The organism is Streptomyces sp. CB01201, assembly GCF_002803085.1.
Classification (GTDB): Bacteria; Actinomycetota; Actinomycetes; order Streptomycetales; family Streptomycetaceae; genus Streptomyces; species Streptomyces hundungensis.
Genome location: NZ_NNBJ01000002.1, coordinates 433,590 through 446,369 on the forward strand (window position 1 = coordinate 433,590; position 12,780 = coordinate 446,369).

Here is a 12,780-nt window from a genome sequence, read left to right on the forward strand (position 1 = left end):
GGCCAACCCCCCCCCTCAGCCCCGCCCCAACACCACCGTTCCGGAGGAACAGAACCAACCCCCCGTCCCCGACGCAACCGCCAGCTCCGGAAGCCGCCCCCCGGCCTTACGCACCTGCCCCGCCCCCGCCTCCCCCCGAAGCTGCCGTACCGCCTCCACCAGGAGGAAGAGGCCCCGCATCCCGGGATGGCAGGCCGACAGCCCGCCCCCGTCGGTGTTGACCGGGAGGTCACCCGTGCGCAGCAGCCGCCCCTTCTCCACGAACGCGCCGCCCTCGCCCTTCCCGCAGAAGCCGAGGTCCTCCAGGGTCACCAGGGTCATGTACGTGAACGCGTCGTAGATCTCCGCCAGGTCCACGTCCGCCGGACCCACCCCGGCCCGTTCGAAGGCGAGGCGGCCGGAGACCGCCGCCGGGGACACCGTGAAGTCCTCCCACTCCGACATCGTCGTGTGCGACACCGACATGCCCGAACCCAGCACCCACACCGGTGACTTGGCGGTGTCCGGCACATACTCCTCGGCCGCGAGCAGCACCGCGCAGCCCCCGTCGGAGCGGATGCAGCAGTGCAGTTTGGTGAACGGGTCCGCGATCATCGGGCCGGACAGTACGTCGTCGACGGTGATCGGATCGCGGAACATCGCGTCCGGGTTGGCCGCCGCGTTCGCCCGCGCCTGCACCGCCACCTCCGCCAACTGCTCCACGGTGGTGCCGAATTGATGCATGTGGCGCCGCGCGGCCATCGCGTACTTGGAGATCAGGGTGTGCCCGTACGGCACCTCGAACTGGAGCGGTCCCCGCGCGCCGAAGGACAGGTTGGAGGTGCGCCGCCCCGCCTTGATGTCCGCGCGCGCGGTCGAGCCGTACACCAGCAGGACCGCGTTGGCGTGCCCGGCCGCGATCGCGTCGGCGGCGTGCGCGGCCATGGCCTCCCAGGTGGCGCCCCCGACCGTGGTGGAGTCGACCCAGGTCGGGCGGAGCCCGAGGTACTCCGCCACCTCCACCGGCGCGAGCGTGCCGAGCCCCGCGGAGCCGAACCCGTCGACGACCGAGCGGTCGAGCCCGGAGTCCGCGAGCGCGCGCCGGGCGGCCTGGGCGTGCAGGGCGTAGGGGGTGGCGTCGTCCACCCGGCCCGTGTCGGAGAGCGCGACCCCGACCACAGCGACCTTGCGGGGGCGGCGCGTTGAGGGTGATGGCATGAATCTGACGGTACATCAGATCGGGTGCGGTACGGCGCCGAATGCCGCCTGCCGCACGCTGCCCGGCTCGCGGCGCCCCCGGTCGCGACAGGTCCTCCCCCGGTCTGTGCATTTGGCGGGCCCGGACCTAACATGACGCCCCGTCAGTTCAGAGGCCTCGCCTCTGGGGGAGGAGACCGCCGGATGGACGCCGCCTTCACCGCGGAACAGGACGAGATCCGCCGCACCCTGCACGAACTGCTCGCCAAGCACTGCGGCCCACCGGACGTGAAGAGCGCGGTGCGCACCCCCGTCGGCCACGACGCCGCGCTCTGGGGGCGGCTCGCCGCCGAGCTCGGGCTTCCGGGGCTCGCCCTGCCCGAGGAGTACGGGGGCGTGGGCTGCACCACCGCCGAACTCGCCCTGGCCTGCGAGGAGATCGGGCGCGCCCTGCTGCCCTCCCCGCTGCTCGCCACCGCCGTCCTCGCGGCCCCGCTCATCACCGCGCTCGGCACCGACGCCCAGAAGCGCGCCCTGCTCCCGCTCGTCGCCCGTGGCGAGCGGACCGCGACCCTCGCCGTTCCCGGCACCGGCCTCGCCCGCGCGCTCGGGCTCACCGGCGCGAACACGGACGCCGAGTGGGCCGGTGGCGGCCGGGCCGGCGGAGTGCAGGCCAGACGCTCGCCCGAAGGGGCCTGGCGGCTGTACGGCGAGGCCGACCAGGTGCTCGACGGGCACAGTGCCCAGCTGCTGCTCGTCGCCGCCCACACCGGAGGCTTCGCCCGCAGCCGCGCCCTGCTGTTCGTGGTGCACGGCGGGACGGCCGGGCTGCGGCGCACCCGGCGCACCACCCTCGATGAGACCCGCACCCAGGCCCGCGTACAACTGCGGGACGTGGAAGCCGAGTTGCTCGGCGCCGACGACTCCGCCGACATCCATGCCGCGCTCGCCGCCACCGGGCGTACCGCCGCCGCCTGTCTCGCCGCCGAGGCCGTCGGGGCCGCGGGCGAGGCGCTGGAGCGGACGGTGGCGTACGTCAAGGAACGGGAGCAGTTCGGGCGGGCGATCGGCTCCTTCCAGGCGGTCAAGCACCGCCTCGCGGACCTGTACGTCCAGGTGCAGGCCGCCAGATCGGCGGCGTACTACGCGGCCTGGGACCCCGCAGCGGGGGCGCTCGCGCTCGCCCAGGGGCTCGACGCGCTGCGGTCCGCCGCGTCGGAGGCGGTCCAGCTGCACGGCGGCATCGGCTTCACCTGGGAGCACGAGGCGCATCTCTACTTCAAGCGGGCCGCGTCCGACGAGCTGCTCTTCGGGCCGGTGGACCGGCTGCGCGGCCGGGCCGCCGAACAGGCCGGCCTCTTCGATCCGGCCGCCTCCGAGGTGCGGGCGTGAGCGCCGGGACCGACAGACCCGCGCCCGGGGTGCGGCTGATGCGGAAGGTGTCGTCGACGCGGGCGTTCGCCAGGGTCGCGCCGCACTTCGTGCCCGCGATGGACCGGGCGGTGCACCGCCTCACCCGGGGCCGGGTCATCCTCAGCGCACAGATGCTGCCCGGTGCCGTGCTGACCGCGTACGGGGCCAAGTCGGGCCTGCCGCGCGCCACCCCGCTGGCCTGCATGCCCGAGGAGGGCCGGGCCTCGTGGGTGCTCATCGGGTCCAATTTCGGGCGGCCGGGCCATCCGGCGTGGACCGCGAACCTGCTCGCCCATCCGGACGCCGAGATCAGCTGGAAGGGCCGGGACATACCGGTGCGGGCCCGGCTGCTGGAGGGCGAGGAGCGGGCCGCGGTGTGGGAGGCTGCCCTCAAGTTCTGGCCCCCGTACGCCACTTACCAGTCCCGGATCGAGCGGGAGATACGCCTGTTCCGGCTGGAGCGGCGCGAGGCCTGACGGGGTTCGGGCCCTGGCGCGGGTTCGGGGCCTGCGGGGAATCGGGCCTTGGCGCGCAGGGGGCCCGGGACGGGAACGCCGACGGCGGTTGCCCCCCTAGGGGTGAACCGCCGTCGGCGCGACAGGACTTGGGTATCGACCGACGTGCCCGTGGCTACTTCGTCGGCTTCTTGCCCGTGATGCCCAGGTGGACCAACAGCGCCAGGTTCGGCTTCAGTTCGGCCTGCTTGACGCCCCAGGTCTGGAAGCCCTTCTGGTGCGAGGCCACCGAGGCCAGCATCGCGACGAGCGAGCCCGCCATCGCCGCGGGGCTGACGTCCTTGTCGACCTTGTTCTTGGCCTGGAGTTCGGTGACCGCGTCCGTAAGGGAGTTGGTGACCGAGTTCAGGATCTTCATGCGGATCTTGTAGAAGCGTTTGTCGCCCTCCGCGGCGCCCAGATCGACGACCCTGAGGATGGCGTCGTTCTTGCGCCAGAAGTCGAGGAACCCCTCCACGAGTTCTTCCGCCGTCTGCCAGCCCGCGCGCCCGACCCAGGAGCGGCCCTCGACCAGAGCGGTCAACCCGGCGCCCTCCTTGGCCATTTCCTCCGCGATCTCCAGGACGGCCCCTTCGACATCGGGGAAGTACTGGTAGAACGTCGCGGGTGAAGTGCCCGCCTTCCGGGCCACGTCGATGACCTTGACGTCCCGGTACGGCGACGAGCTGAGCATTTCACTGAGGCAGTCGAGCAGCTTCTGCCGTGTCGCCTGCCCGCGTCGGCCGGCCACGCGGCCGTCGACGGTGCGTACTTGTCCTGTCATGCCGTCAGCTTACCGAGGGGTGATCGGAGCGCGATTCGGCCGAGTGCAAATGGGGGCCCAGGGGCGGTATGTACCGATGGGCGCGGGAAACCGGTCGCCCCGCGTGACCGTCCAGGAGCCGTCTGACGTCCGTCCGATGTCCGTCTGACGTCTGAAGTCCGTCCGATGACTGCCGGCTGTCCGCCCGGCTGCCCGTCGGCCGGCCTCCGGCCGTCAGCGGGCCGCCCCGTCGGCGTGCGAAGGCCGTGCCGCCCGTGAACGACCGGGCCTGCCACTCGAATGGTGTTATCAACACCCTGTGGACAACTTTGGTGGACAACCCGTGCGGGACTTGACCGAATGACCCGCCGTACGCCCCAATCTGGCCATATGTTCGAATTATGCGTCCGCGTCGCACGTGATGGCTCGTTAGCTTGGCCCCGACGCGGTCCCACGACGGTCCCACCGCGGGGCACCTCAGGAAGGAAACAGGCGCATGGGCGGATATCCGGAAGGCGCGCCGTGCTGGGCCGACGTCTCGCTGGCCGACCTGGCGGCTGGCAAGCGGTTCTACGGCGAGCTGTTCGGCTGGACCTTTGACGAGGACACCGCGGAGCGGCACGGGCGCTACACCCGCGCCTACAAGGACGGCAGGAGTGTCGCGGCCCTCCAGCCCAAGCGGGACGGCCGGATGCCCACCTCCTGGACCGTCTACCTCGCCACTCCGGACGCGCGGGCGCTCGCCGCCCGCATCCGCGAGGCCGGTGGCCGGCTGATCACCGACCCGCTGCCGGTGCCGCCGCACGGCACCCTGGCGGTCGCCGCGGACCCCGGCGGCGCGGTGTTCGGCCTGTGGCAGGGCGAGGGCCATGCCGGCTTCGAGCTGACCCGGGTGCCCGGCGCGTACTGCTGGACCGAGGTCTACACCCGGGACAAGGACCAGGCCGACGCGTTCTACGAGTCCGTCTTCGGCTATCTCGGGGGCGACCCGGGCGCCCCCGACGAGATCGGCGCCGACTTCCGCACCTGGTCGCTGCCCGGCACCGAACCGGGGCCCGAAGGCGCGATCGGCGGCCGCAGCCTGATGTCGGACGCCTTCCCCGCGGCGCTGCCCGACCACTTCCTCGTCTACTTCAGCGTCACCGACTGCGACGCCGCCTCCGCCACCTGCGTCCGGCTCGGCGGCCGGGTCACCGCGCCGCCGTTCGACATCCCGTACGGGCGGATGGCCGTCCTCACCGACAACCAGGGCGCCCAGTTCGCCGTCCTCCAGGGTCGGGACACGTAGTTCCTCAGGGTCGGCACGCGTAAGACTGACGGGCGGAACCGACGCGTGCAGCCCCCGGGCTGTCCGAGGTGTCCCGGATCGATCGGGAACATCCCGGTCTCGACCCGGGTTGGCCACCGGCCACCTCCGGCAGGGAGAATCGGGGTGCCGCGTGAGACGCTGCATGGGGCCGCATTCAGGCACGGCCCGTACGGGGAGGTCGCAGGCAAGTGGAGCAGCTGACGCAGCACGACCCGAGGCGGATCGGCCCCTTCGAGGTCCTTGGCCGGCTCGGGGCCGGCGGCATGGGCCTCGTCTATCTGGCGCGCTCGGCGTCGGGCCGTCGCGTCGCCATCAAGACGGTGCGCACCGAACTCGCCGAGGACCAGCTCTTCCGGGTCCGCTTCACGCGCGAGGTGGAGGCGGCCCGCGCGGTCAGCGGCTTCTACACCGCCGCCGTCGTCGACGCCGACCCCCGCGCCCCCGTGCCGTGGCTCGCCACCGCCTACGTACCGGCGCCCTCCCTCGAAGAAATAGTGAATGAGTGCGGGCCGCTGCCGGCCCAGGCCGTGCGCTGGCTCGCGGCCGGTATCGCCGAGGCCCTCCAGTCCATCCACGGTGCGGGCCTGGTCCACCGCGACCTGAAGCCGTCGAACGTCCTCGTCGTCGAGGACGGGCCGCGCGTGATCGACTTCGGCATCGCGTCCGGGGTCTCCAACACCCGCCTGACCATGACGAACGTGGCGGTGGGCACCCCGGCCTACATGTCGCCCGAGCAGGCCAAGGACTCGCGCAGCGTCACCGGCGCCTCCGACGTGTTCTCACTCGGCTCGACCCTCGTGTTCGCCGCGACCGGACACGCGCCCTTCCACGGCGCCAACCCCGTCGAGACCGTGTTCATGCTGCTGCGCGAGGGCCCCGACATCACCGGCCTGCCGGACGAGCTGCGCCCGCTCATCGAGGCCTGCATGCAGATGGAGCACCCCAACCGCCCCTCGCCCGAGGACCTCCAGGCCCAGCTCGCACCCCATCTCTTCGCCTCCGGCTCGGACGACAGCGGGACCGCCTCGGCCTGGCTGCCACCCCGCTCGGTGGCCATGATCGAGCAGCGCCGGGGCGGCGGCCGCATGCACGTCCTGCCGCCCGCCGAGCCCGCGCCGAACCCGGCACCGCGCTCCGGCCGCACGGGCCACCCCGCCCCGCCGCGCCCCGCGGAGCCCCCGTACGCGGCCCGGCACGCCGGTTCCGCCGTCACCTATCCGCCCGTCCACGCCGACGAGCCGGTGCGGTTGCCCGGCGCGAAGGTGCCCATCGGACCGGGCCCCCGGGCCTCGGACGCCTCCCGCGTCTCCGTGGAGGCCGGTTCCGCGACCGGCTGGGTGCGCAGGCCCGGAGCGCCCGCGGCCGTCAGCACCCAGACCGCGCCCGTGCCGCCGCCGGCCCATCCGCCCGAAGCCCCGGGCCGCTGGCGCCCCTGGCGCTTCCGTATGTCGAACGATGTGTGGGGCACCCCCGCCGTGGCCGGCGACCTGCTGTACGTGACCTCCTTCGAGGTGCACGCGCTGGACGTGGGTACCGGCCGCCGCCAGTTCAAGACGCGGGACGTCGCGTGGGCGATGGCCGTGGAGGCCGGCCGCATCCACGCCTCCGACGGGCCCAGCCTGTACGCGCTGGACGCGAGCGACGGCGGCGAGCTGTGGCGGCTGTCCGCGGACGCCTGGGTGTACTCCCTGAAGGCCGACCGGGGCACGGTCGTCACCGGCACCCGTGGCGGCGGCGTCCAGGCCTGGGAGGCGGCGAACGGCGAGAAGCTGTGGGAGCTCTCCGGCGCCCAGAGCGACTTCGAGACCCCCGAGGCCGGTCCGGCCATCCACGACGGCACGGTCTACGTCTGGCAGGACGCCCGGCTGCGCGCGCTCGACGCCCGCACCGGCGCCGAGCGCTGGTCCTACCCGGTCGGCGACGCGGCCTCCTGCGGCGGCGTCCCGGTCCGGGTCGCGCCCGCGCAGGACGGCTATGTGTACGTCTCGGCCGGCACCCGGGTGCTCGCCGTGGACAGCGCCTCCGGGCACGTCCGCTGGCACTTCGAGGCCCCCGCGGTCTTCCTGTGTCCGCCCACGTTCGCGCCCGGTCCCGCGGTGGCGGGCGGCGGGGTGTACCTCGCCGACTACCTCGGCACGGTGTACGCCCTGGACGCCTCCACCGGCAAGGACCGCTGGCGCATCGCCACCGAGTCGCGCAACTCCGTGGAGCCGGTCCTGGTCGCCGACGGCAACGTCCATGTGGGCAGCGGTAACGCGCTCTACACCCTGGACGCGGTCACCTCGACCCCCAAGTGGCGCTTCGCCGCGGGCGGGGAGGTCGTGGGCACGCCCGTCGTCGCCGACGGCCGCATCCACTTCGGCTCGGCCGACCACTGCCTCTACACGCTGGACGCGGCGGGGGGCCAGCTGCGCTGGAAGCTCGCCACCGGGGGTGAGATCACGGGGTCGCCCGTGGTGCGTGCCGGGGTCGTCTACGCGTGCAGCAAGGACCGGTGCGTGTACGCGCTGGACGCGGTGAAGGGGACGGCCACTTCCGGATCCCGCTAGAGAGGCCTGTCTGTCGGCGCGCCGTCGCGCCGGCTGTCCGTTCGCCTGTCCGTGCCGTGGCCGAAAGGGCCTTTCCCCTATGGCAGTTGAGCCCATCATCGCGTCGGAGGTCGTGTCCCGGCTGCGTGCCGCCGGGTGCGTATTCGCCGAGGACGAGGCCGAGTTGATACTCGGTACCGCCGACGGGCCCGACCAGGTCGCCTCGATGGTGGAGCGCAGGGCGTCGGGGCTGCCGCTCGAACACGTCCTGGGCTGGGCCGAGTTCCACGGCCTGCGGGTGGCCGTGGACCCCGGTGTCTTCGTGCCGCGGCGCCGCACCGAGTTCCTGGTGCACCGGGCGCTCGCCGCCTCCCGGTCGCTCGCCGACGCCTCCCGGCCGCTCGTCGTCGTGGACCTGTGCTGCGGTTCGGGCGCACTCGGCGCGGCACTCGCGGCGGCGCTGCCCGGCACCGAGCTGTACGCCGCCGACATCGAACCGGCCGCCGTGCGCTGCGCCCGCCGCAATGTGGCCCCGTACGGCGGCCGTGTCTACGAGGGCGACCTCTTCGACGCGCTCCCGGCCGAGCCGCGCGGCCGTATCGACATCCTCACCGCGAACGTCCCCTACGTCCCCTCGGACGAGGTCGGCCTGCTCCCCGCGGAGGCCCGGGAACACGAGCCGCTCGTCGCCCTCGACGGCGGCTCGGACGGGCTCGACATCATGCGCAGGGTCGCCCTCGCCGCCCCCGACTGGCTCGCCCCCGGCGGGATTCTGCTCACCGAGACCAGCGAGCGCCAAGTGCCCGGCGCCCTCGCCGCGATGGCCGCGGGCGGCCTGCGAGCCGGCCTGGTCACCTCGGAAGAGCTGTACGCGAACGTGGTGACCGGCGTGCGCCGGTAGCGGCGCCGCCCGGGCCGTCGGGTGCCCAGCCCTTCGGGCGGGTGGCCGGCCCTTCGGCGCCCGGCCACCGGTCAGGTCAGTCGCGCGGCGGGGGGCCGTGCGGGCCCTCGTAGGGGCCTCGGCGGGGCGGGCCCTCGTAAGGACCCTGCGCTGTGCCGGGGCGCGGATTTTCGCGCGGGCCCCCGTGGGGAGGAGCTTCGTCCGTGGCCCCGTACCGCGGGAACTCACGCGTGCCCGCGTCGGGGTCCCCGGACGCGGGCGGCTCCTGGTGACCGCCGTGGCCCGGTGCCTGCGCGCCCCCGTAACCAGGGCCATCGTGAGCGGCGCTCCCGTAACCGCCGGGGTCCCCGTAACCAGCGCCACCGTGAGCAGGGCCACCGTAACCCGGGGTCCCGTAAGCGGGATCCGCTGCGGCGGGCGGCTCCGGCGGGCGCTCGGCGGGGGCGCCGTACCGCGGCGCGTCCGCGCTCGGCACCCCGTAGCCGGCGGGCTCCCGTACGGTCCGGCGCCGCCCCGACATCAGGGCCGCCGCCAGGAGCAGCAGCACGCCGCCGCCCAGGGCCATCGCGACGCCCTGGCCGAGGCCCTTGCCGGATGAGTCGACCGTGAGGCTGCCGGCGGCCTGCCCCTGACGCACCATCCACAGGATGGTGAAGCCGAGCACGACGAGCCCGGCCACGGCGACCAGCACACGGGAGCGCAGCGCCAGGCCCACCAGGGCCACCAGCGCCGCGAAGGCGAGGGGGAGCAGTACCGAGCCGGCCACCGCGGCCTTGTCGGCCGAGACGCCCGAGAACAGGTCGTCGATGCGGTAGGTACTGCCGTGACGGCCGTCGTACCAGGCACGGAAGGGGCTCCAGACGGCGGCCGTCGCTCCGATGAGAGCGAGGATCGAGCCGAGGACGTTGCGGGCCATCTCCGGCCCTCCTAACTAGAGCGGCTCTCGCTGCCGACGCTACGCCCGGCGTGCCCGCCCCGCTACCCGGCGGCCGGTCCCGGCGGCCGGTCCCGCGCTCGCCCGTTGTCAGTCCCGCGCGTGACACTGACGCCATGACGAAGGCGACGCGGGACGGGACGACGGCGGAGCGCGCGCGGCTGCGTGCCTGGTGGGCGCATCGGCAGGGGCTCGACGGGGCGCTGTCCGGGCGGCCCTCCGCCGAGGTGCTCGCGCGCACCGGCTGGGCCCGCTCGGTGGGCGGCTCGGCTCCCTACCTCGGCCTGTACGCCCGCTGCGGCGCGAGCCGGGCGGCCGTGGACGAGGCGGTCGCCCGGCTGGACGTGCACGAGCTGCCCTCCGCCCGCGGCTGTACGTATGTGCTGCCCAGCCAGGACTTCGCGCTCGGCCTCGCCCTGGCGGCCGGACCCCCGGAGGCCGAGATCCGGGCCGCCGCCAAGCACCTCGGGGTGACCGGACAGGAGGTCGACGAGCTGTGCGCGGCCGTCGTCGCCGTGCTCGGTGACACCCCGCTGGACCCGGCCGCGATCAAGGCCGCTCTGGGCGGCACCGTGCGGGACCTCGGGGACGCGGGCCGCAGGCGCAGCCTCGCCACGCCCCTGCCGCTCGCCCTCGGCCGGTTGCAGGCGAGCGGCGCGATCCGGCGGGTGCCGGTCAACGGCCGCCTCGACCAGCAGCGTTACGGCTATGTGCGCTGGGGTCTCGACACGGGGGAGTGGACGCCCGAGCGGGCCGCGGCCGAGCTGGCCCGGCGCTATTTCGACTGGGCCGCCCCCGCGTCCCTCCAGCACTTCCGGTGGTTCAGCGGGTTCACCGCCGCCGCCGCGAAGGCGGCCGTCGCCGGTCTCGGCCTGGAGCCGGTGGCCGACGGAGGCGGACTGCTGCTGCCCGCTGCGCTGCGCGAGGAGTTCGCCGGGTACGAACGGCCGACGGCGCCGGCGTACGCCCTGCTCGCCGGGATCGACGGCATCCATCTGCTCCACCGCGACCTGCCCCGGCTGCTCGACCCGGCGGACGGTGAGCGGGTCTTCCAGAAGAAGGCGCTGAACGCGCGCCCCGATCTGCCGGCCCACGCGATCGTGGACCGGGGGCGGATCGTCGGATTGTGGGAGTACGACGTGGAGGGCGCGGAGATCGTGTGGCAGGCGTTCGGGAAGGCGGATGCGGCCCTGCGTGCGGAAGTCGACCGGGTCACCGCGTTCGTCCGTGACGAGCTGGGCGATGCGCGGGGATTCAGCCTGGATTCGCCCAGGGCCCGGGCCCCGCGCATCGCCGAACTCCGGTCCGGGGCCTGATGCTTGACCGCCCGGATCGGTTGGTCAGGCGCTGTTAAAGTGTCGGCCGGTCTTCGGAGGGGGTGCGACGGTGATACGTCGCGGCATGAAGTGCGCCGCCATGGCGGCAGGTCTGGGGCTCGCGCTGACCGGGTTCTCCAGCCATGGCGGTCACGGTCACGGATCGAGTCACAGTTCAGGCGGAGGCTGCTCCAACTCGCACAAGAGCAACGGCAGTTCGAGCAGCAGCAGCGGCTCTAGCAGTAGTGGCAGCGATGGCAGTACGGATGGCAGCGATGCGAGCGGCAGCGGCGCCAGCACCGGTACCAGTACGAGCACCGGCGGCGGCTACAGCGGCAACCGCTACGGCTATGGCTCCGGTTCCGGCTACAACAGCACCACGGGCAGCACGACCGGTTCGTCCGGCAGGGGCTCGTCCGGCTCCACGGCCGGCGCCTCCGCGTCCGTCACGACCTGCGCCTCGGTCGACACGAGGGGCGTTGCCACGGTGCGGGTGAGTACCGGCTCGGGCAGCGGCAGCCACAGCTACGGGGTCACGGTCACCTTCACCGACGCCGCCGGCACCACCGTCGACCAGGCCACCACCTCGGTGACCCTCGGCCCGGACGCCGCCCGGAGCCTCGACGTGCGGATGGGCAGGCCCGCACTCGCCGCCCGGGTGAGCCGCTGCGCCGCCCGGGCGACGGCCTAGGGCCGGTCCGGCGGATCTTGTCCGGGACACGCGGTCCTGGCGCCTCCCCGGTCACCGCATCCGGAAGTCCTTCGAGCGGCGCGCGGTGAACAGCTCCGCCTGCCGTTCCGGCGGCAGGTTGCCGAGGGCGACGAAGGCCGGGGCGCGGGAGTGGGCCTGGGCGAGGGTGGCCTCCCTCGTCGCCCACAGCGAGCGCACCGTTCCCTGCACCGCCTCGGTCGGGAACGAGGCGATCGTCCCGGCGCACCGCACGGCGGCGGCCAACTCCCCTCCTGGAGCCGTCACTTCGCTCACGAAGCCGATCTCGTGGGCGCGCCGCGCCGACATCCGCTCGGCCGTGCCCATCAGGGCGAGCCGGGCCGCCTCGCCGTACGGCATCCGCAGCGCCAGGTATATGGACTCGTACGCGCTGACCATCCCGTAGGTGGTGTGCGGGTCGAAGAACGCGGCGTCCTCGGCGGCGATCACGAACTCGGCCTCGCCCAGGAGGTAGAAGGCCCCGCCGCAGGCCATCCCGCGGACGGCCGCGACGACCGGCTTCCACAGGTCGTTCGCCTTCGGGCCGATCGCGAGCAGCGGGTCGTCCGTGGAGTACGGGGACGAGGGCTGCGGCACCTCGGCCGAGCGGTCGATCCCGGTGCAGAACGCCCGCTCGCCGGCGCCGGTCAGGACGACGGCCCGTACCGTGTCGTCGCTTCGCAACTCCCGCCAGGTGAAGGCGAGTTGAGCCGCCGTCTCCAGATCGATCGCGTTCAGGCGCTCGGGCCGGTTCAGGGTGACGATCGCGACCCCGGTCTCCGGGTCGCGGGTCACCAGGACGCTCACGCGCGCTCCAGGAGCCAGCGCGGCACGGTCACCCCGTCGACCTCGGTGAACGCGACCTGCACGCGGGCGCCGATCTTCAGCCGGGACGGGTCGACGGAGTCGAGCGGCGCGTCCGGTTCGGCGACCACGTTGCCGACCAGGCGGATCAGGGGGTCCTCGGCCAGCTCGACGACGACCGCGTTGTAGGGGGCCTGGTCCGCGTAGTCGGGCAGCAGCGGGGGGTGCGGGAAGACGTACGACCAGATGCGGCCGCGGCCCGAGACCCGGCGCCACTCGCTGTCGAAGGACTGGCAGTGCGGGCAGCAGGGGCGGGGCGGGAAGCGCAGCCGGCCGCAGTCGGGGGCGGCGCAGGCCTGGACGCGGAGTTCGCCGCGGGCCGCGTACTCCCAGAAGGGGGCGCCGTCGTCGTCCACAACGGGTGACAGCATCT

Annotated in this window: 12 protein-coding genes; 7 read left to right on the forward strand and 5 right to left on the reverse strand. The window is 73.8% G+C overall.

Annotated elements, in window-relative coordinates:
• Positions 1-15: 15 nt before the first annotated feature.
• Complete coding sequence (locus CG740_RS06575) at positions 16-1,197, reverse strand: thiolase C-terminal domain-containing protein (protein ID WP_100573993.1); 1,182 nt, start codon at positions 1,195-1,197, stop codon at positions 16-18.
• 183 nt (positions 1,198-1,380) lie between these two features.
• Between CG740_RS06575 and CG740_RS06580 the strand changes: the two genes are divergently transcribed.
• On the forward strand, positions 1,381-2,568 hold the full coding sequence (locus CG740_RS06580; RefSeq protein ID WP_100573994.1) for an acyl-CoA dehydrogenase family protein: 1,188 nt from the start codon (positions 1,381-1,383) through the stop codon (positions 2,566-2,568).
• Between the two features lie 38 nt (positions 2,569-2,606).
• On the forward strand, positions 2,607-3,065 hold the full coding sequence (locus tag CG740_RS06585) for a nitroreductase/quinone reductase family protein (RefSeq protein WP_100574273.1): 459 nt from the start codon (positions 2,607-2,609) through the stop codon (positions 3,063-3,065).
• 154 nt (positions 3,066-3,219) lie between these two features.
• On the opposite strand, the gene CG740_RS06590 is transcribed toward CG740_RS06585, so the two are convergent.
• A complete protein-coding gene (locus tag CG740_RS06590) occupies positions 3,220-3,867 on the reverse strand; it encodes a TetR family transcriptional regulator (RefSeq protein WP_100573995.1) in 648 nt (215 codons plus the stop codon).
• Between the two features lie 475 nt (positions 3,868-4,342).
• On the opposite strand from CG740_RS06590, the gene CG740_RS06595 reads away from it, so the two are divergent.
• The 3 genes from CG740_RS06595 (at position 4,343) to CG740_RS06605 (ending at position 8,584) form a co-directional block, all read left to right on the forward strand.
• Complete coding sequence (locus CG740_RS06595; protein ID WP_100573996.1) at positions 4,343-5,134, forward strand: VOC family protein; 792 nt, start codon at positions 4,343-4,345, stop codon at positions 5,132-5,134.
• A gap of 209 nt (positions 5,135-5,343) precedes the next feature.
• Complete coding sequence (locus CG740_RS06600) at positions 5,344-7,704, forward strand: outer membrane protein assembly factor BamB family protein (RefSeq protein ID WP_100573997.1); 2,361 nt, start codon at positions 5,344-5,346, stop codon at positions 7,702-7,704.
• 79 nt (positions 7,705-7,783) lie between these two features.
• The gene (locus tag CG740_RS06605) at positions 7,784-8,584 is read left to right on the forward strand and encodes a putative protein N(5)-glutamine methyltransferase (protein WP_100573998.1); all 801 of its coding nucleotides are present in this window, start codon (positions 7,784-7,786) and stop codon (positions 8,582-8,584) included.
• 76 nt (positions 8,585-8,660) lie between these two features.
• Here the strand turns inward: CG740_RS06605 and CG740_RS40790 are convergent, their stop codons facing one another.
• The gene (locus tag CG740_RS40790; RefSeq protein ID WP_234376100.1) at positions 8,661-9,500 is read right to left on the reverse strand and encodes a hypothetical protein; all 840 of its coding nucleotides are present in this window, start codon (positions 9,498-9,500) and stop codon (positions 8,661-8,663) included.
• 134 nt (positions 9,501-9,634) lie between these two features.
• Between CG740_RS40790 and CG740_RS06615 the strand changes: the two genes are divergently transcribed.
• Positions 9,635-10,834, forward strand: a complete 1,200-nt coding sequence (locus CG740_RS06615) for a DNA glycosylase AlkZ-like family protein (RefSeq protein WP_100573999.1) — start codon at positions 9,635-9,637, stop codon at positions 10,832-10,834.
• A 100-nt stretch (positions 10,835-10,934) separates the two neighbouring features.
• Positions 10,935-11,525 carry a hypothetical protein gene (locus CG740_RS39565; protein ID WP_159030246.1) on the forward strand — a complete coding sequence of 197 codons (591 nt, stop codon included), beginning with the start codon at positions 10,935-10,937 and terminating at the stop codon, positions 11,523-11,525.
• A 51-nt stretch (positions 11,526-11,576) separates the two neighbouring features.
• Here CG740_RS39565 and CG740_RS06625 read toward each other — a convergent pair whose 3' ends face one another.
• Positions 11,577-12,350 carry an enoyl-CoA hydratase/isomerase family protein gene (locus CG740_RS06625; RefSeq protein ID WP_100574001.1) on the reverse strand — a complete coding sequence of 258 codons (774 nt, stop codon included), beginning with the start codon at positions 12,348-12,350 and terminating at the stop codon, positions 11,577-11,579.
• Positions 12,347-12,778, reverse strand: a complete 432-nt coding sequence (locus CG740_RS06630; protein ID WP_100574002.1) for a Zn-ribbon domain-containing OB-fold protein — start codon at positions 12,776-12,778, stop codon at positions 12,347-12,349. The genes CG740_RS06625 and CG740_RS06630 overlap by 4 nt, the downstream gene beginning before the upstream one ends.
• Positions 12,779-12,780: the final 2 nt, after the last annotated feature.

What these genes read in the sequence shown, in the direction of transcription:
- CG740_RS06575 (WP_100573993.1), bottom strand. Translation starts at nt 1,197, where the DNA reads ATGCCATCACCCTCAACGCGCCGCCCCCGCAAGGTCGCTGTGGTCGGG.
- CG740_RS06605 (WP_100573998.1), top strand. Translation starts at nt 7,784, where the DNA reads ATGGCAGTTGAGCCCATCATCGCGTCGGAGGTCGTGTCCCGGCTGCGT.
- CG740_RS40790 (WP_234376100.1), bottom strand. Translation starts at nt 9,500, where the DNA reads ATGGCCCGCAACGTCCTCGGCTCGATCCTCGCTCTCATCGGAGCGACG.
- CG740_RS06585 (WP_100574273.1), top strand. Translation starts at nt 2,607, where the DNA reads ATGCGGAAGGTGTCGTCGACGCGGGCGTTCGCCAGGGTCGCGCCGCAC.
- CG740_RS06595 (WP_100573996.1), top strand. Translation starts at nt 4,343, where the DNA reads ATGGGCGGATATCCGGAAGGCGCGCCGTGCTGGGCCGACGTCTCGCTG.
- CG740_RS06590 (WP_100573995.1), bottom strand. Translation starts at nt 3,867, where the DNA reads ATGACAGGACAAGTACGCACCGTCGACGGCCGCGTGGCCGGCCGACGC.
- CG740_RS06630 (WP_100574002.1), bottom strand. Translation starts at nt 12,778, where the DNA reads ATGCTGTCACCCGTTGTGGACGACGACGGCGCCCCCTTCTGGGAGTAC.
- CG740_RS06580 (WP_100573994.1), top strand. Translation starts at nt 1,381, where the DNA reads ATGGACGCCGCCTTCACCGCGGAACAGGACGAGATCCGCCGCACCCTG.
- CG740_RS06615 (WP_100573999.1), top strand. Translation starts at nt 9,635, where the DNA reads ATGACGAAGGCGACGCGGGACGGGACGACGGCGGAGCGCGCGCGGCTG.
- CG740_RS39565 (WP_159030246.1), top strand. Translation starts at nt 10,935, where the DNA reads ATGGCGGCAGGTCTGGGGCTCGCGCTGACCGGGTTCTCCAGCCATGGC.